The sequence below is a fragment of the Variovorax trehalosi genome (genome assembly GCF_051216415.1).
Classification (GTDB): domain Bacteria; phylum Pseudomonadota; class Gammaproteobacteria; order Burkholderiales; family Burkholderiaceae_C; genus Variovorax.
In genome coordinates, this window is sequence record NZ_JBPJZG010000011.1 from 50287 (window position 1) to 69893 (window position 19607).

Annotated in this window: 18 protein-coding genes; 4 read left to right on the forward strand and 14 right to left on the reverse strand. The window is 65.9% G+C overall.

What is annotated here, in order from left to right; translation table 11 throughout:
* Window positions 1-65 precede the first annotated feature (65 nt).
* The 11 genes from ACSFA7_RS30535 to ACSFA7_RS30585 all read right to left on the reverse strand — a co-directional run bounded on the left by ACSFA7_RS30535 (window position 66) and on the right by ACSFA7_RS30585 (window position 13042).
* A complete protein-coding gene (locus ACSFA7_RS30535) occupies window positions 66-2252 on the reverse strand; it encodes a TonB-dependent siderophore receptor (RefSeq protein ID WP_435502817.1) in 2187 nt (728 codons plus the stop codon).
* Window positions 2253-2564: 312 nt separating this feature from the next.
* Window positions 2565-3656 (reverse strand): DNA glycosylase AlkZ-like family protein, encoded by a 1092-nt coding sequence (locus ACSFA7_RS30540; protein ID WP_435502818.1) that lies wholly within the window; start codon window positions 3654-3656, stop codon window positions 2565-2567.
* 48 nt (window positions 3657-3704) lie between these two features.
* The gene (locus ACSFA7_RS30545; RefSeq protein ID WP_435502819.1) at window positions 3705-4583 is read right to left on the reverse strand and encodes a sugar phosphate isomerase/epimerase family protein; all 879 of its coding nucleotides are present in this window, start codon (window positions 4581-4583) and stop codon (window positions 3705-3707) included.
* Window positions 4584-4591: 8 nt separating this feature from the next.
* Window positions 4592-5779 carry a dihydrodipicolinate synthase family protein gene (locus ACSFA7_RS30550; protein WP_435502820.1) on the reverse strand — a complete coding sequence of 396 codons (1188 nt, stop codon included), beginning with the start codon at window positions 5777-5779 and terminating at the stop codon, window positions 4592-4594.
* Window positions 5780-5792: 13 nt separating this feature from the next.
* Entirely contained in the window at window positions 5793-6956 is a 1164-nt protein-coding gene (locus ACSFA7_RS30555; RefSeq protein WP_206174280.1) for a Gfo/Idh/MocA family protein, read from the reverse strand.
* Window positions 6957-6987: 31 nt separating this feature from the next.
* Window positions 6988-8418, reverse strand: coding sequence for an enolase C-terminal domain-like protein (locus tag ACSFA7_RS30560; RefSeq protein WP_435502821.1), 1431 nt, complete (start codon window positions 8416-8418; stop codon window positions 6988-6990).
* A 9-nt stretch (window positions 8419-8427) separates the two neighbouring features.
* The gene (locus ACSFA7_RS30565; protein ID WP_435502822.1) at window positions 8428-9207 is read right to left on the reverse strand and encodes an ABC transporter ATP-binding protein; all 780 of its coding nucleotides are present in this window, start codon (window positions 9205-9207) and stop codon (window positions 8428-8430) included.
* A gap of 43 nt (window positions 9208-9250) precedes the next feature.
* Window positions 9251-10261 carry an ABC transporter substrate-binding protein gene (locus ACSFA7_RS30570; RefSeq protein WP_435502823.1) on the reverse strand — a complete coding sequence of 337 codons (1011 nt, stop codon included), beginning with the start codon at window positions 10259-10261 and terminating at the stop codon, window positions 9251-9253.
* A 49-nt stretch (window positions 10262-10310) separates the two neighbouring features.
* Window positions 10311-11084, reverse strand: a complete 774-nt coding sequence (locus tag ACSFA7_RS30575; RefSeq protein ID WP_435502824.1) for an ABC transporter permease — start codon at window positions 11082-11084, stop codon at window positions 10311-10313.
* A gap of 29 nt (window positions 11085-11113) precedes the next feature.
* Entirely contained in the window at window positions 11114-12097 is a 984-nt protein-coding gene (locus ACSFA7_RS30580; RefSeq protein ID WP_435502825.1) for a tripartite tricarboxylate transporter substrate binding protein, read from the reverse strand.
* A gap of 288 nt (window positions 12098-12385) precedes the next feature.
* Window positions 12386-13042, reverse strand: a complete 657-nt coding sequence (locus ACSFA7_RS30585; RefSeq protein ID WP_435502826.1) for a TetR/AcrR family transcriptional regulator — start codon at window positions 13040-13042, stop codon at window positions 12386-12388.
* Window positions 13043-13135: 93 nt separating this feature from the next.
* Between ACSFA7_RS30585 and ACSFA7_RS30590 the strand changes: the two genes are divergently transcribed.
* Complete coding sequence (locus tag ACSFA7_RS30590; protein ID WP_435502827.1) at window positions 13136-14857, forward strand: thiamine pyrophosphate-binding protein; 1722 nt, start codon at window positions 13136-13138, stop codon at window positions 14855-14857.
* Here the strand turns inward: ACSFA7_RS30590 and ACSFA7_RS30595 are convergent.
* Window positions 14826-15116, reverse strand: coding sequence for a hypothetical protein (locus ACSFA7_RS30595; RefSeq protein WP_435502828.1), 291 nt, complete (start codon window positions 15114-15116; stop codon window positions 14826-14828). The genes ACSFA7_RS30590 and ACSFA7_RS30595 overlap by 32 nt on opposite strands.
* A gap of 103 nt (window positions 15117-15219) precedes the next feature.
* On the opposite strand from ACSFA7_RS30595, the gene ACSFA7_RS30600 reads away from it, so the two are divergent.
* On the forward strand, window positions 15220-15999 hold the full coding sequence (locus ACSFA7_RS30600) for an AraC family transcriptional regulator (RefSeq protein ID WP_435502829.1): 780 nt from the start codon (window positions 15220-15222) through the stop codon (window positions 15997-15999).
* Window positions 16000-16038: 39 nt separating this feature from the next.
* Here ACSFA7_RS30600 and ACSFA7_RS30605 read toward each other — a convergent pair whose 3' ends face one another.
* Together ACSFA7_RS30605 and ACSFA7_RS30610 are read right to left on the reverse strand one after the other, a co-directional pair.
* The gene (locus ACSFA7_RS30605) at window positions 16039-16482 is read right to left on the reverse strand and encodes an SWIB/MDM2 domain-containing protein (RefSeq protein WP_042582079.1); all 444 of its coding nucleotides are present in this window, start codon (window positions 16480-16482) and stop codon (window positions 16039-16041) included.
* Window positions 16483-16637: 155 nt separating this feature from the next.
* Complete coding sequence (locus ACSFA7_RS30610; RefSeq protein ID WP_435502830.1) at window positions 16638-17561, reverse strand: DMT family transporter; 924 nt, start codon at window positions 17559-17561, stop codon at window positions 16638-16640.
* Window positions 17562-17600: 39 nt separating this feature from the next.
* Between ACSFA7_RS30610 and ACSFA7_RS30615 the strand changes: the two genes are divergently transcribed.
* Both ACSFA7_RS30615 and aceA read left to right on the forward strand, forming a co-directional pair.
* Entirely contained in the window at window positions 17601-18014 is a 414-nt protein-coding gene (locus ACSFA7_RS30615) for a gamma-glutamylcyclotransferase family protein (RefSeq protein WP_435502952.1), read from the forward strand.
* A gap of 206 nt (window positions 18015-18220) precedes the next feature.
* Window positions 18221-19540 carry an isocitrate lyase gene (gene aceA / locus ACSFA7_RS30620; RefSeq protein WP_435502831.1) on the forward strand — a complete coding sequence of 440 codons (1320 nt, stop codon included), beginning with the start codon at window positions 18221-18223 and terminating at the stop codon, window positions 19538-19540.
* Window positions 19541-19607: the final 67 nt, after the last annotated feature.

A 19607-nucleotide genomic window follows, 5' to 3' on the forward strand; every position in this document is an offset into this window, starting at 1 on the left:
AGAAGCCCCCTGCGGCAGAGGGTTGTCGCCCGCGCGCCAGACCTTCCGGCGCGCGGGGATTTTCTTCAGAAGCGATACGAGGCGGTCGCAGTCAAGGTACGGCGCTGGCCATAGAAGCAGTCGCCGCGTGCGATGCAGGTGGTGATCTGCACCTTGTCCGTCAGGTTCGAGGCATTGAGCGCGACGCGCCACGGGCCACCGTCCCAGGCCAGCATGGCATCGACCAGCGTGACCGAGGGCACGCGGTTGTTGTCCGTGCCGTCGTACGACGGGCCGAGGTAGCGCAGGCCGCCGCCCACCGAGAAGCCCGAGACGCCGCCGATGGAAAAGCGATGCGTCACCCACGCCGATGCCGTGTGCTTGGGCACGCCCGAGATGCGCTTGCCCAGGTCCGAGCCGTTGCTGCGCGAGACGCGCGCGTCGGTGTAGGCGTAGGCGGCGATCCAGTCCCAGTCGCGCGCGATGCTGCCCTTGTATTCGAGCTCCAGCCCCTTCACGTGCACTTCGCCGAGCTGCACGCTGTTGAGCGGATTGGCCGGGTCGGTGGTCTTGCGGTTGGTGTCGCGCAGGTCATACACCGCCGCCATGAACGAGGTGCGCTGGCCCACAGGTTCCCACCTCACGCCCGCTTCCCATTGCTTGCCGCGCTGCGGCTTGAAGGGTGTGTTGTTCAGGTCGACGCCGCCCAGCGGCAGGAACGATTCGGCATAGCTCAGGTACGGCGCCCATCCGCCGTCGGCCAGGTAGACCAGGCCCGCGCGCTTGGTGTTCGCCTTGTCGTCGGCGGCCGCGGCAGGGCGGCCCTCGGTGTCGGTGGTCGCCTTGTCGTGGCGCAGGCCCAGCAGGCCGACCCAGCGGCCGTACTTGACCTGGTCCTGCACGTAGATGCCGGCCTGCTTTTGCAGCACGCCCGGCTGGCGCGCGATGAAGGTGGGCGGCGTGTAGTTGCCATAGACCGGTGCGTAGACATCCAGCGCGCCTGCGGTGCCGTTGCCCCTGGCCTGGGTCGTTTCGTTGCGCTGGAAGTCGGCGCCGATCAGCACGGTGTGTTCGAACTCGCCGGTCTTGAACTTCGCCTCGGCCTGGTTGTCGAGCAGCAGCATCTGGGCGGTGTTGATCGTGGCGCTGAGGTCGCGTTCGATGGTGCGCGCATCCGCGTTGAACACCGGGCGCGCGGGCCGGCCGGTGCGGCGGTTCGCGGCGAAGCTGGTGTACGAGGTGTTGTAGAAAACCTTGCTCTCGGTCGAGCGCAGGTTCTGCCGCACCGTCCAGGTGTCATTGAAGCGGTGGCTGAACAGGTAGCCCAGCGAGGTCTGCTGCGTGTCGAAGCGGTCGAAGCCGGGTTCGCCCGTGAAAGTCGAGGTCGGGATGCGGCCGTAGCGCGAGGGGTATAGCGTGCCCTGCCAAGGGAAAAAGCCGATCAGCGAACCGCTCTTGTCCTTTTGCGACAGCAGTTGCAGCGTGAGCGAGGTGTCCGCACTCGGGCGCCAGGTCAACGAGGGAGCGATCAGTTGCCGGTCGTCGCGCACATGGTCGACCTGCGTGTCGCTGTCGCGGTTGACGGTCACGAGGCGGTACATCCACTTGCTCTCGGGGTCGAGCGAGCCGGTGAAGTCGGCCGCGATCTGCTTTCGGTTGAAGCTGCCGTACTGCAGTTGCACCTCGCGTTGCGTCTCGGCCTGCGGCCGCTTCGACACGAGGTTGAGCACGCCGCCGACACCTCCCTGGCCGTACAGCATCGACGACGGGCCGCGCAGCAGTTCGACGCGCTCGAGCGTGTAGGGGTCGGGCTTCGTGGTGTTGTAGAAGCCGTAGCTGCGCTGCAGGCCGTCCAGGTACTGGACCGCATCGCCGCCGCGCACCTTGAACGTGTCGCCGCGGCTGTCGAAGTAGCTCGACACCACGCCGGCCGTGTAGTTGGTGACCTCGCGCAGCGTGAGTGCGCCCTGGGCCTCGATCTGGTCGCGCGTGATGACCGAGATGGCCTGCGGCGTCTCGATCAGCGGCGTGTCGGTCTTGGTGGCGGTGGCGCCGCGCTTGGCGACGAAGCCGGTCACCGGGCCGGTCGCGCTTTCCTCGGCGTCGCTCGTGACGGTCACGGTGGGCAAGGCCTTGCCGCGCTCCGCGACTTCGTCCCTTTCCTCTGCATAGCCGGGGGCTGTCGCACCCAATGCGACGGCAGCAGCGGCGATGGCGATGCGGCGGCGGTGGTGCGCGCGGCGCGGTTTCGGGCGGTTCTTCGAATGGGTCATGTGCAGCTTCTCCGGTGTCCTGCTGTCAAGCGATAGGGAGTGGCTGCGGCACGCGGCGGGGCGTGCCATGGCTTCTCGGGTCAGTGTGTGGAAATACGAGCGCAGCCGGCCGCGCGCCCATGGCAGGCGACCGGCTGGTGTTGTCTGTGTGTTCTGGCGTCGCAGGGGTGGCAACCGGCGGTTTCGACGGCGTGGCGTCGGTCCGGGGCGGTTGCCGTCTCCGTTCCTTCGGAGACAGCTGGCAGGCCCTTGTCGGGCGGCTGGCTGAGGAGCGAAATTATAGAAGCGGCTTTTTGGGGAAGCCGAAGCGGATCATCGGCCCGAGAGGAAGAGCGTCATGCGCTGCAGCTCTTCGTCGAGCGCCGCGCGAAACGCCGCATCGCGCGGCTTCCTGTCGACGTAGCCGAAGGCCGGCTGCAGCCGGCCCCCGGGCGCGGTCACGTTGGCCCAGCCGATCACGCGGTCGTGCCACAGCAGCGGTAGCGCGTAGTAGCCGAATTGGCGTTTGGGCGCGGGCGTGTAGGCCTCGAACTTGTACGTCCAGCCCCACAGCAACTCGAAGCGGCGGCGGTCCCACACGACCGGATCGAAGGGCGCGAGCAGGCGCACCGCATCGTCGGGCGCATGGCGCCTGGAGGCCGGGTTCTCGTCCGCGGGCCAGTACCAGGTGGTCCCGTCGATGCGGCAGCTCGCGAGCTCTTCGCGTGCGAGGCGCAGCGCCGCCTGCGTCTGCGCCGCGAGATGCGGCGCGCCGTAGCCGAGCAGGCGCACGAGGTAGGTGAGGCTCGCGGCGGGCAGCGGCGCGTACTTGCGCACGATCAGTTCGATGAGCGCGGCGGCGCGTTGCGCGCGGCCCGCGGGGCTGTCGTCGGCGGGAATGTGCGTCACCGCTTCATAGACCCGCGTGCCGCTGTCGCGCCGCACCACGCGCAGCAGGCCGCGGTAGTGCATGCCGTCGAGCAGGTGCGTGGTCGCATTGCTCGAGCCGCCCCAGTAGTTCTTGATGCGGCCATGCGCGAAGTGCTGTTCGACCTGGCGCGGATGCACCGGGCCATGCTCGCGCACATAGGCCAGCACGTCGGCCGCCTTGCGTCGGGTGTCGGCGTTCCAGGCTTGCTTGGCTTCGCGCGGGTGCATCAATGCCAGATGCTCGCGCGGCAGGAACCCGTAGTTGACGAGGCAGTCTTCCTCGATGGTCAGGCGGGTGTAGCGGCTTTCGAGATCGCCTGCGCGGTAGTCCTTCACGCGGTGGCGCAAGGTCAGGTCTTGCGCACGCGCAGGGGCCCGGATCGGATCGGCCTGCACGAAACCGAGCTGGCGGATCGCACCGGGCAACGTGGTCGGCTTGAAGAGGGTGCGCGCCACCGCGTAGCGGCGCAGGTCGTCGAGGGTCGGGTCAGCCATGGGGTGAATTGCAGCACAAGCGGCTGCAATTCGCTTCGGTGCAGTTCGTCAGACCGCGCTGCGGTGTCGCTCGATGCAAACGTCGAGCGTCTCGGCCCCGGGCCGCTGCCACCAGTCGAGGTTCGAAAAGATCTCGACCTCGCTGAACCCCGCGAAGCCCGCATCCTCGACCCAGCCTCGGATCTTCTTCAGTTCGACGACCCCGTCGCCCATCATCCCGCGGTCGCTCAGCAGGTCGCGCGTGGGCGTGAGCCAGTCGCAGACGTGGTACGCCAGCAGGCGCTCGCGGCCGGTGCGGGCGATCTGCTGCTGCAGCTTCGGGTCCCACCAGACGTGATAGATGTCGAGCGCCACGCCGAGCATGCCGCTCTTGCCTGCGTCGAGTTCGTCGCAGAGGTCGAGCGCGTGTTCGAGCGTGTTGATGCACGCGCGGTCGGCCGCCTGCATCGGGTGCAGCGGTTCGATGGCGAGCGGCATGCCGACTTCGCGGGCGTACTCAAGTGATGCGGCGATGCCGTCGCGCACCTCTCCACGTGCACGGGCGATGTCCTTGTACGCAGGCTTGCTTTCGAGCGCGCCGGGCAGCGCGCCGACGACCAGCACGAGGCAAGGTGCATCGAGCGTCTTCGCCTCGTCGATGGCACGGCGGTTGTCGTCGAGCGCGGCCTTCAGGCCAGCCGCATCGGGCGCGGGGAAGAAGCCGCCGCGGCAGTAGCCCGAGAGGCCGATGTCGTGCGCCTTCAATTGCTTCGCTACCTTGTCGAGACCGATCGCGGCCACCTGGTCGCGCCACGGGCTGATCGCGTGGATGCCGCGCTCGGCGCACTGGTCGATGATGCGGTCCAGCGGCACCTCGGCACCCAGTTGCTTGCGCACCGTGGCGGTGTTGATCGACAGCCAGTCGTGGTTCTGCGAGAAATCGCGCATGGGCTCGTTCAACCTTCCACGCCGTGCAGGGCCAGCAGCGTCTTCATGCGCCGAACCGCCAACTCCGGTTGCTCCAGCAGGTTCGCCGCATCCGCAAGGCGGAACAGTTCGGCGAAGTGCTGCAATGAGCGCGTGCTTTGCTGGCCGCCCACCATCGTGAAGTGCTTCTGGTGGCCGTTGAGCCAGGCCATGAACACCACGCCGGTCTTGTAGAAGCGCGTGGGCGCCGCAAAGATGTGGCGCGACAGCGGCACCGTGGGGCCGAGGATGGCGTGGAACTTCTCGGTGTTGCCTTGCGCCAGTGCGCCCAGTGCGGCGCTGGCCGCGGGCGCGATGGCGTCGAAGATGCCGAGCAGCGCATCGCTCTTGCCATGCGTGGGCTCGTCGCCGAAGCCGTCGCCTGCGATCAGCTCGGCGTAGTTGAAGTCGTCGCCGGTGTACATGCGCACGCCCTTGGGCAGGCGCCGGCGCATCGCGATTTCCTTGTCCTTGTCGAGCAGGGAGATCTTGATGCCGTCGACTTTGTCCGGGTGCGCCGCAATGATGCCCACGGCGGTGTCCATCGCCGCATCGACGTCCTTCGTGCCCCAGTAGCCCGCGAGTGCCGGGTCGAACATGTCGCCCAGCCAGTGCAGCACCACGGGCTGCTTCGCCTGGCTCAGGATGCGGTCGTACACGCGCTCGTAGTCGGCGGGGCTCTTCGCCACGCGGGCGAGTGCGCGGCTCGCCATCACGATCAGCTTGCCGCCGAGCGCCTCGATGGCGGCCATCTGCTCCTCGTAGCCGCGGATCACGTCGTCGACGCTCGTCACGTCGTCGATGTTCAGGTGATCGGTGCCGCAGCCCGAGGCGACCAGCGCGCCCGGCACGTCTTTCGCGGCATCGAGCGAGCGGCGGATCAGTTCGAGCGACGTGGGCCAGTCCAGGCCCATGCCGCGCTGCGCGGTGTCCATCGCCTCGGCCACGCCCAGGCCCAGCGAGAACAGGTGGCGGCGGTAGGCGATGGTGGTGTCCCAGTCGACCGCCGCTTGCAGCCACGGGTCGACGGCCGCAAGCGGGTCGGCGACGACGTGCGCGGCCGAGTAGGCGATGCGGTTGAACTTCACGCCCGCATCGGGCTTGACGGGCGCGGTACCGCGCAGGGCGTAGGGCGCGAGCGCGCCGCTCGCGGTGGGGAGGGTCAGCGACAGTGCCATGGCAGCTTCTTCCTCAGACCTTCAGCGCCGGCACATCGACCCAGCGGCGGTCCTTCCACGATTCGAGCGCGGCCTCAACCAGCTGCACGCCCTTGGCGCCTTCGGGCAGCGTCCACTTGTAGGGTTCGTTCTCCACCACGTGGCGGATGAAGTGCTCCCACTGGATCTTGAAGCCGTTGTCGTAGACCTGCGAATCCGGAATCTCCTGCCACTGGTCGAAGAAATTCATCATCTGCTTTTCGTCGGGGTTCCACACCGGGCGCGGCGTGGCGACGCGCGACTGGGCGCGGCAGCTCGAAAGACCGGCCACGGCCGAGCCGTCGGTGCCATCGACATGGAAGGTCACGAGGTCATCGCGGCGCACGCGCGTGACCCAGCTCATGTTGATCTGCGCGATCACCGGCTCGCCGTTGTGGCCGGTGAGTTCGCAGGTGGCGTAGGCCGCGTCGTCGGCGGTGGCTTCGTACGGCTTGCCGGCTTCGTCCCAGCGCTTGGGGATGTGCGTGGCGCCGATGCACGAGACCGACTTCACTTCGCCGAACAGGTTGTCCAGCACGTAGCGCCAGTGGCACATCATGTCCAGGATCATCCCGCCGCCGTCTTCCTTGCGGTAGTTCCAGCTCGGGCGCTGGATGGGCTGCAAGTCGCCCTCGAACACCCAGTAGCCGAACTCCAGGCGCACGCTGAGCATGCGACCGAAGAAGCCGGCGCGGCGCAGCATGTCGAGCTTGCGCAGGCCGGGGAGGAAGAGCTTGTCTTGCACCGCACCGTGCTTCAGGCCCGAGCCTTCGGCCAGGCGCGCGATCTCCACGGCTTCGTTCAGGTTGGTCGCGATCGGTTTCTCGCAGTACACATGCTTGCCGGCGCGGATGGCCTTGGCCAGCAGCGTGGGGCGCATCTGCGTGGTGCCGGCGTCGAAGAAGATGGTGTCGTCCTTGTTCTCCAGCGCCTTGTCGAGGTCGGTGCCCCAGCGCGCGATGTTGTGGGCCTTGGCGAGCGCTTCCATCTTCTCGGCGTTGCGGCCGATGAGGATCGGGTCTGGCATGACCTTGTCGCCGTTCGACAGCGTGACGCCGCCTTGCGCGCGGATCGCGCAGATCGAGCGGATCAGATGCTGGTTCATGCCCATGCGGCCGGTGACGCCGTGCATGATGATTCCGAGACGTTGAGTGGCCATCGTTTTCTTCCTTGGGATGCGAGAGGGGGCTTCAGTAGACGGAACGCATGGCGTCCCACGAGATGCCGGCGCCGGGAATGCCGGTGGCAAAGCCAGGCGCGGTGGCAAGCGACGACAGGGGGAGCTGTCCGCCGCGGATGGCGAGGCGCACGGCGCCGTCGCTGGGTTCGTAAAGGCCGGGGTGCAGCTTCAGCAGCGCTTGCTGCTCGGCCTCGGGCACGGCCGCGAGGCCATTGACGTAATGGTGTCCGTTGCGCTCGACGTGCGAGAGGCCGAGCCAGCCGACGAGCGCGAGGTCCTGCTGCACGCCGATGCCGGCCTGCATGGTGAGGTCTTCGCCGGAGAGGAAATGGCGCGAGTTGTTCTCGGCCGCGTTCCAATGTGCGCAGCGTGCCGCGTTGACGACCGACTTGTAGAAGCCTTTGCAGCTCTTGCTCGAGACGCCGGTGTAGCCGAGCGCGCGGGCCTGCACGAAGGCGTCGAGCGTGGCGTCGGATTCGTCGATCAGCAGCGGAATGCGCTTGCCCAGCGCCGACACGCTGCGCTCCAGCGCGGCATCGCGGCGGATCGGCTGTTCGACGAAGACGGTCTTCTGCGCGAGCTTCCACAGCACGGGCGTGGAGAGCATGCGGTCGAGGAAGACGGCGAAGTCGTCGGCGTCGGCGTATTGCTCGTTGCCGTCGAGCGTCACGAGCTGCGCATGGCCGTCGATCACGCGGGCGATGCGCTGGAGCCGGTCGATGTCATGCGCGGTGTTGCCGCAGAGCTTGAGCTTGAAGTGGGTGAGGCCGTAGCGTTTCACCGCCGCGGCGAGCGTGGTGGGCAGGCCGTCGGCGGGCGCATCGGGGAGGGCGTCGCTGTCGTCGATGGCATCGGCCAGGCCGACGGTGTGGCGTGCCGCGATGCTCGCGCGCGGCGACTGGCTGGCCAGGAATGCGGGCATGTCGAAGCCCGAGAGGTCGTCGGCAAGTCCGCTGCCCGCAATGTCGATGCCGCAGAGGTTGGCGCTCATGGCGGTTGCGAAGCTCGTGCCGGTGTGCAGGCACAACGCGTCCATCACCGCACGGTCGATCAGCGCGGGGCCGTAGCTGGCCACCAGCGCCTGCAGGCCCTTGGCCTTCGCGCGGGCCTGCAGCGCGGCGTAGTTCGAGGCGAAGTGCGTCCACGCACTCTGCGCATCGTCTTCAGCGACGTAGGCATCGCGCGCATCGCGCAGTGCAAAGCGCAGCTGCTCGAAGTTCTGCTCGTTGTTGAGGGCCGGGTTCTTGTCGAACCACTTGGGCACCATCATCTCGGCCGCGCAGCCCTCGGCCGTGCCTCCGTTATCGAAGCGGATGCGGGCACGCACGTACACCTGCGGGCAGGCGGTGACGGTGGCGGCGCCGAAGCGGAACGGCAACCGCAGCGCCACGTCGCGCTCGGAAAAGCGGATTTCTTCGATGTGAAAGCGGGGCGCGTCCATGGCTGGCGTTCAGTGGTCCAGGATGCCCTGCGAGAAGAAATGCGCACGCACCAGCTTCGTGTACGCGCCGAACTCGGGCGAGGCCATCATGTCGAGCGTGCGCGGGCGCGGCAGGTCGATGTCGTACACGGCGGCGATCGAGCCGGGCCGTTCGCTCATCACGATCACGCGGTCCGAGAGAAAGATCGCCTCGGGGATGCTGTGGGTGATCAGCATCACGGTCTTCTTCGAGGCCATCCAGATGCGCTGCAACTCCAGATTCATCTTCTCGCGCGTCATGGCGTCGAGCGCGCCGAAGGGCTCGTCCATCAGCAGCACCGACGGGTCGTGTAGCAGCGCGCGGCAGATCGAGGCGCGTTGCTGCATGCCGCCCGAGAGCTGCCAGGGGTACTTGCGCTCGAAGCCCTTGAGGCCGGCCATCTCCATGAGCTCGCGCGCCCGGGCCTGCGAGGCGGCCTTGGGCAGGTGGCGCATCTCGGCCTGCAGCAGGATGTTGTCTTCGACGCTGCGCCAGGGCAGCAGCACGGCGCTCTGGAACACGATGCCCACGTCCTTCTGCGGTCCCTTGATCGGCTTGCCGGCCAGCGTGAGCTCGCCGCCGCTGATGGGCAGCAGGCCGGCGACCATCTTCAGCAGCGTGCTCTTGCCGCAGCCCGACGGGCCGACGACGGAGACGAACTCGCCTTCCTGGATGGCGAAGTCCAGCGGCTTGAGCGATTCGACCGGGCCGTCCTTGCTTTGGTACGTTTTCGAGACGCCGCGCGCTTCGATCAGGTTGACTTGGGACATGGAATGCGTGAGAGGTGGCAACAGCGAGCGCGCGGACGAAAGATCAGTTCGGCAGGAAGTCGAGGGTCACGTAGTCCTCGGGCTTGCCGCGCGTGGAGGCATCCATGCCGCCGTACTGCACCAGCAGGTCGAGCGAGTCGTTCACGTTCTTCATCGCCACACGGAACGGCCGTTGGTTCGCCGTTTCCTTCGTGTGATAGAGCGCAACGCTCTGCTTCATGCCGACGATCAGCGTGTCGCGCACGCCGGCCTTCGGGTTGGCCTTGAGCATCGCGTCCACCGCGGCCTCCGGGCTCTTCTCGGCGGCCTCGGCGGCCTTGGTGGAGGCGCGCATGAAGCGCTTCACCAGGTCGGGGTTCTCGGTCAGCAGGTTCTTGTTGGTGATGATCCCGGAGCTGATCTGGTTCACGCCCGAGTCGGCAAAGCGGATCGGTGTCACGGGCTTGCCGGTGGCATCCTGCAGCTTGATGGCCTGGTCCATCACGTAGCCGAGCAAGAGGTCGGCCTGGCCGTTGGTCACCGCATTGAGCTTGGTCTGGCCGTCACCCGAGACGATCTTCACCTGGTCGGGCTTGATGTCGTTCACCTTGAGGAACAGCGGCCACATCTGCGACATCGAATCGCCGGGCGTGACAGCCACGGTCTTGCCGATGATGTCCTTGGGCGTCTTGATGTTCTTCTCGCTGAAGCCCATGACCGACATCGGGCTCACCTGGAACAGCACGCCGGTCGACTTGAGCGGCGCGCCCTTGGCGGCCGCCTTGATCATGGTGGTGACGTCGATGTACCCGAATGTCGCCGACTTGGCGGCCACCGCCTGTGCGGTGACGGCGGAGCCGCGGCCTTCCTGGATGTCCAGGTCGATGCCCTCTTCGGCGTAGAAGCCCTTTTCCTTGCCGAGGAAGAAGGTCGCATGCTCGCTGTAGAGGTACCAGTTGAGCATCAGCGTGACCTTGTCCTTGGGCTTGTCGGCCTGGGCATGGGCGGGCGCGATGGCAAAGGTCGCAAGGGCCGTGACGGCAACGGCGAGCATCGAGGGAAGCAGTTTCTTCATGGCGGTTGTCTCCGGGAGTTTTCTGGTTTTCTGGGTATGACGAAGGAACTCATTGCACGTGGCGCTGGGAGGCGTGCCACGGAATCATCAGACGCTCGACCAGGTCGACCGCGACGAAGAGGATCACGCCGATGCTCGACAGCACGACGAGCGCAGCGAACATCAACGGCAGGTCGAAGTTGCCGTTGGCCACCTGCAGCACATAGCCGATGCCCGAGTTGGAGCCGACGAATTCGCCGACCACCGCGCCGACGACGGCCAGCGTGACCGAGACCTTCAGGCCGCTGAAGATCGCGGGCAGGGCCTGCGGCAGGCTGATCTTGAAGAAGGTCTGCAGGCGGCTCGCGCCCATCGATCGGGCCAGGTCGAGCATGTCGGGCTCCACCGACTTGAAGCCCATCACCGTGGACACCACCACCGGGAAGAAGCCCAGCAGGAAGGCGCTGATCACCTTGGGCAGGATGCCGAAGCCGAACCACACAACGAAGAGCGGCGCGATCGCCACCTTCGGGATGCTCTGCGAGAACACCAAGAGCGGGTACACGTATGACTCGACCAGCCGCGAGTAGGCGATGACCATCGCGATCGGAATGCCGATGAGGATCGTGAGGCCAAACCCACCCAGCGTGGCGAGCGTGGTCTTCCAGGCTTCGCTCAAAAGGCGCGGCCATTCGGCGACGAGTTGCTTGACCACTTCCCACGGCGGCGGGATCAGGTAGGCCGGGATCTTGAAGAGCCGGATCGTCAGGTCCCACAGCACCAGCAGCAACAGGATCAGCAGGAACGGGCGCAGGGCCGGGGTGAGCAGGAGCTTGCGGAGCATGACGAGGACGAGTGTCTTGTGGAGATGGCCTATTGCTGAACCTGCAAGCCCGCAGCCTTCACGAGCTGGGCGTTGCTCGCGATTTCTTCCTTGATGTAGGCGTCGAATTGCTCGGGCTTGAGCGTCCAGGCGTCGGCGCCGAGCTTGAGGAAGCGCTCCTTCACCTCTGGAGTGGCCAGCGCCTTGGCCACCTCGTCGTGCAGGCGGTTGACGATGTCGCGCGGCGTCTTGGCGGGCGCCATCATCCCGATCCAGAAGTTGAATTCGGAGCCAGGCACGCCGGCCTCGGTGGTGGTGGGAACGTCGGGCAGGGCGGCCGCGCGCTTGGGCGAGCCGACGGCGAGCGCGAGCAGCTGGCCCTCCTTGATCTGGCCGATCACCGGGGCGATGGGCGAGAAGTAGTAGTCGACGCGGCCCGAGAGCACTTCGGTCACCGCTTCGCCCGATCCCTTGAAGGGGATGTTGGTCGCGTCGATCTTCGCGGCCATCTTGAACTTCTCGGCGTTCAGGTGCGTGGCGCTGCCCTGACCGGCCGAGGCGAAGTTCATGCTGCCGGGCTTGGCGCGTGCGGCGGCCAGGAGCTGCGGCAGTGTCTTGATGTTCTTCGAGGGCGAGATGACCAGCGCGTTGGGCAGGGACGAGATCGGCGTGACGCCCGCGAAATCGCTCACCGTGTCGAACGGCAGCTTGGCGAACGTGGAGGGGCTCACCGTGTGCGAGGACGAATGGATCATGACCGTGTAGCCGTCCGATGCGGCCGTGGCCACCGCCTGCTGGCCGATGGTGCCGCTCGCGCCGCCGCGGTTGTCGATCACCAGTGTCTGGCCCATGCTCTGGCTCATCTTGTCGGCGATGGCGCGGGCAATGATGTCGGTGGTGCTGCCGGCCGCAAAGGGAACGATCACGCGGATCGGCTTGGTGGGGTAGCCGTTCTGCGCGGACGCCAGGCCCGGCATCAACGCGGCCAGGGTGGTGAGGGCAGCGAATGCGGTGGTGCGTGCAAGGTGCTTCATGGTTGTCTGTCTCCGCGCGGTCGGGCCGCTGTCTTGAATCGATCAATTCACCAATAAGTGAATTAACGATTTTAGGAATGGCTGCGCCGCAGCGTCAACCGACGCCGCCTAGTGGATACCCGAAGGAGGCTCAGTGGTTGGTCGAAGGGATTTGCGCCGCGCGCGACGCGTGAAGCTGGCGCAGCCAAGGCCAGTAACACCGCGGAACCGGCTTTGCCGGGCCGCAGGTGTTGCCCCCGGAAGGGGGTTGGCGTAGCGACACGAAGTGCGCGAAGCCTGGGGGTGAGCCTATTTCAGGACGTAGCCCAGGACCAGATCGGTCATGTGCGAGAGGCGTTGCGCCATCGCCTTGGGCGCACGCAGGTCACGGCCGAAGATGGCCGAGAGCGTGTGGTTGTTCGAGAGGTAGAAGTAGCAGAGCGACGCGATCGAGATGTAGAGCTGCACCGGGTCCACACCCGCATGGAAGAGGTTCTCGCGGCGGCCGCGCTCGAGCACGGTGTCGAGCAGCTGCACCAGCGGAGAATTCATTTCCTGGATGCGCTCGGAACGCTTCAGGTGCGCGGCGCGGTGTAGGTTTTCGCTGTTGAGCAGCGTGATGAACTCGGGGTGTTCGAGGTAGTAGTGCCAGGTGAACGACACGAGTTGGCGGATCGCCTCGACCGGTTCGATCTCGTCCAGGTGCAGCCGCTGCTCGGCTTCGCGGATGTCGGCGTAGGTGCGTTCGAGCACTGCGAGGAACAGGTCGTCCTTGCTGCCGAAGTAGTAGTAGATGAGGCGCTTGTTCAGGCCCGCGCGCGTGGCGATGCTGTCCATGCGCGCGCCGGCCAGCCCCAGTTGCGAGAACTCCTCGCGCGCCGCGGCGAGGATGGCGAGCTGCGAGCGGTCGGCATCGCGCGAGCGCGGTTCGAGCGTCTCGGTCGGGGAATCCTTCGGTGCCTTCATGGCGCGAATTTAACCATTTGGGGAATTAACGCAAGGCGTGAGGAGCAGACGCACATAATTGCCGGAGACATTGCAGCTGAGGTTCGACTTCTCATGAGTACATCACAACCCGCAGGCCACTTGATCGTCGAGTGCCTGGTCGCGCAAGGCATGGAGATCGCATTCGGCGTGCCCGGGGAAAGCTTCCTCGCGGTGCTTGACGGCTTTCATGCATACGGCGACCGCGCGCGCTTCATCGTGAACCGCCAGGAGGGTGGCGCGGCCTTCATGGCCGAGGCGCACGGCAAGCTGACCGGCCGGCCGGGCGTGTGCTTCGTCACCCGTGGGCCGGGCGCGACCAACGCTTCGATCGGCGTGCACAACGCGTTCCAGGACTCCACGCCAATGGTGCTGTTCGTGGGCGACGTCGGCAGCGACTTCCGCGATCGCGAGGCCTTCCAGGAGGTGGACTACGGCAGCTTCTTCGGGCCGAGCACGAAGGGATTCGCCAAGCGCGTGGAGCGCATCGACGACGCGGACCGCATTCCCGAATACGTGGCGCGTGCCTTTGCCACGGCGATGAACGGGCGGCCGGGGCCGGTGGTGCTGGTGCTGCCCGAGGACATGCTGCGTTCGGAAACGTCAGCGCGGCCGTTGCCGCGTGTGGAGGCGGTGCAGCCGTGGAGCGATCCGGGCGCGCTGCGCACCTTGCGCGAGTTGCTGTTGAAGTCGCGGCAGCCGCTGGTGATTGCCGGCGGTGGTGGCTGGACGACGCAGGCCGCGCAGGCGCTGCAGCGCTTCGCCGAGAACTGGCGCCTGCCGGTGACCAACGCGTTCCGCTATCAGGACACCTTCGACAACCACCATCCGCTGTATGCGGGCGATGTCGGCATCGCGATCAATCCGAAGCTCGCGCAGCGCGTGAAGGATGCAGACCTGATCCTCGCCATCGGCCCACGCCTGGGCGAGATGACGACGGGCGGCTACACGCTGCTCGAAGCGCCAAAGGCGAAGCAGGTGCTGGTGCACATCCACGCGAGCGCCGAGGAACTCAACCGCGTCTACCAGGCCGACCTGGCGATCAATGCCGGCATGAGCGCCGCGGCGCGCAGCCTGGAGGTGCTGAGCGCACCGCCCGCGCTGCCGTGGGAGGAATGGACCGCGCAAGCGCATGCGGACTACGAAGCCAACCTCGTGCCGCAGGCGCTGGCCGGCATGCCGGCCGAAACGCCGCGCGGCCCGGTCGACATGGCGGAAGTCGTCGCGCTGCTGCAGAAACACCTGCCGCCGGATGCGGCCATCACCAACGGCGCTGGCAACTTCGCGAGCTGGGTGCATCGCTACTTCCGCTATCACGGGCTCGCCAAGGGACACAAGACGCAGCTGGCGCCGACCAGCGGTGCGATGGGCTATGGCGTGCCGGCCGGCATCGCGGCGAACCTGGCGACGGGGCGCGTGGCCTTCACCATCGCGGGCGACGGCGATTTCCTGATGACGGGGCAGGAGTTGGCGACGGCCGCGCAGCACGGCGGCAAGAGCATCGTCGTGCTGCTCAACAACGGCATGTTCGGCACGATCCGCATGCACCAGGAGCGCGAGTACCCGGAGCGCACCAGCGGCACTGCGCTGCGCAACCCGGACTTCTGCGGTCTCGCCCGCGCTTACGGCTATGCGGCCGAGCGCGTGACGGAGACGGGGCAGTTCGAAGCCGCACTGCTGCGCGCGCTGGCAGCCGAGACCGGCACGCTGATCGAGATCCCGCTGGACCCCGAGGTGATCACCACGCGCGGGACGCTGGCGTCGATCAGGCGCTCGGCGAAGCAGGCGCGGAATTGAGCGCCGCGCGATGACGGGCCACCTCGTCGCGCAATGTGGGCGAGCGCAACTCGAACACGTCGAACAGGCCGAGCGCTTCGAGGGCGGGCAGCAGTTCGATCAGGTCGCGCTCGGCGGCCTGCTTGGCATCTGCGCTGGCGTTCGGGTCCTGCAGCAACTGCGCGTTGGCGAGGAAGGCGGCGACCGAGCCCTTCCGCAACTGGAGTCCGTTCCTGACGACGAAATCCTGTCCGTCGGGCAATACGTCCTGGGCTTGCATGTGTGTTCCTTTGAAGGCGTTGTGAAGATGGACTCGATGCTAGGCAGCAGGGCGCTTCGCGGCTTGCGGCGCGGGGCCAATCGATACCTCCGGCGGGCCAGGCATGGCAGCTGACGCACCGGTCAGGCTCTGGATCAACGCCTACGAGGCGCCGCGCGTCACGGGCTATCACGCGCACGAGACAGGGCAGTTGTTCGCCTTGCGCGAGGGACTGCAGGTCATTGAGACGCCATCGGGACGCTGGGTGCAGCCGCCGGGATGGATCGGCTGGATCGCGCCGCGCTGTGCGCATGCGGCGCAGAGTTTTGGCGCCACGGCGGGTTGGAGCCTGCACATCGACCCGGCGATGGCAGTCGGTCTGCCCGACGGACCGCATGTGTTTGCGACGACGCCGTTGATGCAGGCGGTGGTCGACCGGCTGACATCGCTTGAAGCGCCGTCGATTGACTTCGAGGCACGTCGCGCGCGGCTTGTCGGTGTGCTGCTCGACGAGCTCGCTGCGAGCGCCAGGCCATCGCTCCATCTGCCGATGCCGCAGGACAAGCGCCTTGCGGCGATGGCCGCTGCGTTGGCGAACGATCCCGCGATGCCCGACACCATCGACCAGTGGGCCGATCGCATTGGCATGGCGCGCAGGACGCTCACGCGCCGCTTCACTGCCGAGACGGGGCTGAGCTTCGCGCAATGGCGGCAGCAATCGCGCTTGCTGAAGGCCGTCGAATTGTTGAGCCTCGGCGAGGCCGTGACGACCGTGGCCCTGACGGTCGGCTACAACTCGGTGAGCGCGTTCATCGAAACCTTCCGCAAGAACTTCGGCTGCACGCCGGCGCGATTCTTCGAGGAGGGAGTGGCCTTGCCGCAGGCGAAAAAAAAGCCGGCGTGAGCCGGCTTTTTGATTCAGGAGCGCGAGGCCCCTGGGCGCTTACTTGACGTGCTTGCCAATCAGCGCGGCCAGTTCGAACATCGACACTTGGGCCTTGCCGAAGATTTCCTTCAGCTTGGCGTCGGCGTTGATGTTGCGCTTGTTGGCCTTGTCTTGAAGATTGTTCTTCTTGATGTAGTCCCACAGCTTGCTCACGACAGCGGTGCGCGGCAAAGGCGTCGAACCGACCACAGCGGCGAGTGCCGGGCTGGGGGTCAGGGCCTTCATGAACGCAGCGTTGGGGGTGCGCTTCTTGGCGGGAGCTGCCTTCTTTGCAGGAGCAGCCTTCTTCGCCGGTGCGGCCTTCTTTGCAGGAGCAGCCTTCTTTGCGGGAGCGGCCTTCTTCGCCGGTGCAGCCTTCTTTGCAGGAGCCGCAGCCTTCTTTGCGGGAGCGGCCTTCTTTGCCGGAGCTTTCTTGGCCGGAGCCTTCTTTGCAGTTGCCATGGTTGATTTCCTTTTTTGGTTGAACATTCACCAATGAAAAACTTGCGTCTCCAGTGGCAATGCGGATGCTAAAGGAGAAAAAACGCGTTTCCAAGGGAAAAAGCGGTTTTTTCATTGGGAGTTGTTGTTTTTTCAGAGGGGAGAAGCCTTGTTTTTCACGTTCGGCGCGCAGGCCAGGTCGCAAGCACCACGCCTGCGAGCGCAAGCGCGAATGCAATCAGCTGCGGCGACGAGAGGTTTTCACCGAGCACGAACACGCCCACGAGGGCGGCGCTGACGGGCAGCAGCACGGCGAAAACGCCGGCCTGCGCAGCGGGAACATGGCGCAGTCCGGTCATCCAGAGCCACACCGTCCAGATGCTCGCAGCAAGTGCGTAGGCCACCAGCAGCGCCCAGATGCCGCCATGCACCGCAGCGAAGTCGAACGACAGCGCGAACCAGATGCCAAAGGGCGTCGAGAGCACGAAGCCCCAGAGGTTGATGAGCGACGCGATGCGCTTGGGGCCCAGGCGTCCCGTGAGCGACTTGCCGATCACCGCATAAGCGGTCTCGCAGAGCACCGCACAGAACACCAGCAGGTTGCCAAGCCACGGCATCGACGACTTCGCCGCATCGGGCGACGCCGGTGCATGCGCGGGGCTGAGGGCGAGCAGTCCGATGCCGAGCGCGGCGCATGCGATGGCCAAGCCGATGCGCACCGTGATGCGTTCGCGCAGGAACAGCCAGCTCGCCACCGCGACCACCGCGGGGATCGACGCCATGATCACGCCCGCAGACACCGCACTCGTCATGCTCACGCCGTACAGCATGCAGATCGAGAACAGGAAGTTGCCGAGGAACGATTCGAGGAAGACGAGCCAGCGTGTGCGCGCCGTCATCGGCGGTTCGTCCGCGCCGCGCTTGAGCCAGTGTGGCATGGCCAGTGCAGCGATGCCGAAGCGCAGCCATGCGAGCAGCAGCACCGGAAACGCAGCGACAAGGGGCTTGGAGAGGGCGACGTAGGCGCCGACGAGCGACATGCTCAGGGCCAGGCAGCCATAGGCCACGAGGCGGCCGGAAGCGGGGGCAGCGGAGTTCAATAGACTGAAGTTTTGTTGTTGTGGAAGAAAGCGGATTCGATGATGCCCCACGTTTTTGTCTACGGCACGCTGCGTCGTCACGGGCGCAACGACATCGCGCGCTACCGGCCAGCGCCTGTCTTTGTCGGAGAGGCAAGCATTGCCGGGACGCTGTACGACCTCGGTGCCTATCCAGGCATCGTGCTGGGTGGGGCGGGGCGCGTGAAGGGCGAGATCTATCGCGTCGAGCCCGCGGTCGAGGCGGCGCTCGATCTGCTGGAAGAAGTGGCCGAGGACGATTCGGGCGAGTACATCAAGCGCGGGGTTCGCGTGGCGATCGGTGCGCAGTGGCTCGATTGCCTGGTCTACGAGATTCATCTTTCGCGGATTGCGAGTCGTCCGGTGATCGACGGCGGCGACTGGATCGCGCATGCCGCGGAGAAATCGCCGACGTTTTCACCACCGAAAGATTGATTGCGCATCGTGGAATGCATCGCTGTTGCGGCGCAATATTTTTTCTCAATATGGGAAAAATAGTTTTGCATTGAGAAATATCTCTGTAAGTCATTGATTTTGTTGAGTGAAAAATATGTCTTCTATAAGACATAAGAGTCTGCGATCCGATTACAGTTGATCCCAAGGCCGCAGCGCCTAACCTCAATCAACCTCACGGAGTGACCATGCCCCAGACCCTCACCGAACAACTGAGCCGCGAACAACAGATTGCCGCCCTCGAAAAAGACTGGGCCACCAATCCGCGCTGGAAGGGCATCAAGCGCGGCTACAGCGCCGCCGACGTCGTGCGCCTTCGCGGCTCCTTCCCCATCGAGCACACGCTGGCCCGCCGCGGCGCCGAGAAGCTCTGGGACCTGGTGAATAACGAGCCTTACGTCAACTGCCTCGGCGCGCTCACCGGCGGCCAGGCGATGCAGCAGGTCAAGGCTGGCGTGAAGGCCATCTACCTGTCGGGCTGGCAAGTCGCCGCCGACAACAACAGCTACGCCTCGATGTACCCCGACCAGTCGCTGTACCCGGTGGACTCGGTGCCGACCGTGGTCGAGCGGATCAACAACACCTTCCGCCGTGCCGACGAAATTCAGTGGTCCAAGAACGTGAATCCCGGCGACAAGGGCTATACCGACTACTTCGCGCCCATCGTGGCTGACGCCGAAGCCGGTTTCGGCGGCGTGCTGAACGGTTTCGAACTGATGAAGGCCATGATCAAGGCCGGCGCCGGCGGCGTGCACTTCGAAGACCAGCTCGCCTCGGTCAAGAAGTGCGGCCACATGGGCGGCAAGGTGCTCGTGCCCACGACCGAAGCGGTGCAGAAGCTCATCGCGGCCCGCATGGCGGCCGACGTTTGCGGCACCCCGACGCTCGTGATTGCCCGCACCGATGCGGAAGCGGCCGACCTCATCACCAGCGACTACGACGAGAACGACAAGCCCTTCCTGACCGGCGAGCGCACCGCCGAAGGCTTCTACAAGACCAAGAAGGGCATGGACCAAGCCATCAGCCGCGCTGTGGCCTACGCCTACTACGCCGACCTGGTGTGGTGCGAAACCGGCACGCCCGACCTCGAGTTCGCCCGCAAGTTCGCCGAAGCCGTGCACAAGGTGCATCCGGGCAAGATGCTGGCCTACAACTGCTCGCCGTCGTTCAACTGGAAGAAGAACCTCGACGACGCGACCATTGCCAAGTTCCAGAAGGAACTGGGCGCCATGGGTTACAAGTACCAGTTCATCACGCTGGCCGGCATCCACTCGATGTGGTTCAACATGTTCGACCTGGCGCAAGACTATGTGGCGCGCGGCATGTCGGCCTATGTCGAGAAGGTGCAGGAGCCTGAATTCGCAGCGCGCGACCGTGGCTACACCTTCGTGTCGCACCAGCAGGAAGTGGGCACGGGTTACTTCGACGAAGTGACCACCGTGATCCAGGGCGGCAAGTCCAGCGTCACCGCGCTGACCGGCTCGACCGAGGAAGAACAGTTCCACTGATCTGCCGGCACCGATATTTCGCTGTCACTTTCAAGCCCGGCCATGCGCCGGGCTTTTTTGCGGCGGC

Bases quoted from the DNA above. Each gene is read 5' to 3' on its own strand.
- aceA (WP_435502831.1), top strand. From the start codon at position 18,221: ATGCCCCAGACCCTCACCGAACAACTGAGCCGCGAACAACAGATTGCC.
- ACSFA7_RS30540 (WP_435502818.1), bottom strand. From the start codon at position 3,656: ATGGCTGACCCGACCCTCGACGACCTGCGCCGCTACGCGGTGGCGCGC.
- ACSFA7_RS30565 (WP_435502822.1), bottom strand. From the start codon at position 9,207: ATGTCCCAAGTCAACCTGATCGAAGCGCGCGGCGTCTCGAAAACGTAC.
- ACSFA7_RS30580 (WP_435502825.1), bottom strand. From the start codon at position 12,097: ATGAAGCACCTTGCACGCACCACCGCATTCGCTGCCCTCACCACCCTG.
- ACSFA7_RS30560 (WP_435502821.1), bottom strand. From the start codon at position 8,418: ATGGACGCGCCCCGCTTTCACATCGAAGAAATCCGCTTTTCCGAGCGC.
- ACSFA7_RS30590 (WP_435502827.1), top strand. From the start codon at position 13,136: ATGAGTACATCACAACCCGCAGGCCACTTGATCGTCGAGTGCCTGGTC.
- ACSFA7_RS30575 (WP_435502824.1), bottom strand. From the start codon at position 11,084: ATGCTCCGCAAGCTCCTGCTCACCCCGGCCCTGCGCCCGTTCCTGCTG.
- ACSFA7_RS30570 (WP_435502823.1), bottom strand. From the start codon at position 10,261: ATGAAGAAACTGCTTCCCTCGATGCTCGCCGTTGCCGTCACGGCCCTT.
- ACSFA7_RS30585 (WP_435502826.1), bottom strand. From the start codon at position 13,042: ATGAAGGCACCGAAGGATTCCCCGACCGAGACGCTCGAACCGCGCTCG.
- ACSFA7_RS30595 (WP_435502828.1), bottom strand. From the start codon at position 15,116: ATGCAAGCCCAGGACGTATTGCCCGACGGACAGGATTTCGTCGTCAGG.
- ACSFA7_RS30605 (WP_042582079.1), bottom strand. From the start codon at position 16,482: ATGGCAACTGCAAAGAAGGCTCCGGCCAAGAAAGCTCCGGCAAAGAAG.
- ACSFA7_RS30550 (WP_435502820.1), bottom strand. From the start codon at position 5,779: ATGGCACTGTCGCTGACCCTCCCCACCGCGAGCGGCGCGCTCGCGCCC.
- ACSFA7_RS30615 (WP_435502952.1), top strand. From the start codon at position 17,601: ATGATGCCCCACGTTTTTGTCTACGGCACGCTGCGTCGTCACGGGCGC.
- ACSFA7_RS30545 (WP_435502819.1), bottom strand. From the start codon at position 4,583: ATGCGCGATTTCTCGCAGAACCACGACTGGCTGTCGATCAACACCGCC.
- ACSFA7_RS30555 (WP_206174280.1), bottom strand. From the start codon at position 6,956: ATGGCCACTCAACGTCTCGGAATCATCATGCACGGCGTCACCGGCCGC.
- ACSFA7_RS30535 (WP_435502817.1), bottom strand. From the start codon at position 2,252: ATGACCCATTCGAAGAACCGCCCGAAACCGCGCCGCGCGCACCACCGC.
- ACSFA7_RS30600 (WP_435502829.1), top strand. From the start codon at position 15,220: ATGGCAGCTGACGCACCGGTCAGGCTCTGGATCAACGCCTACGAGGCG.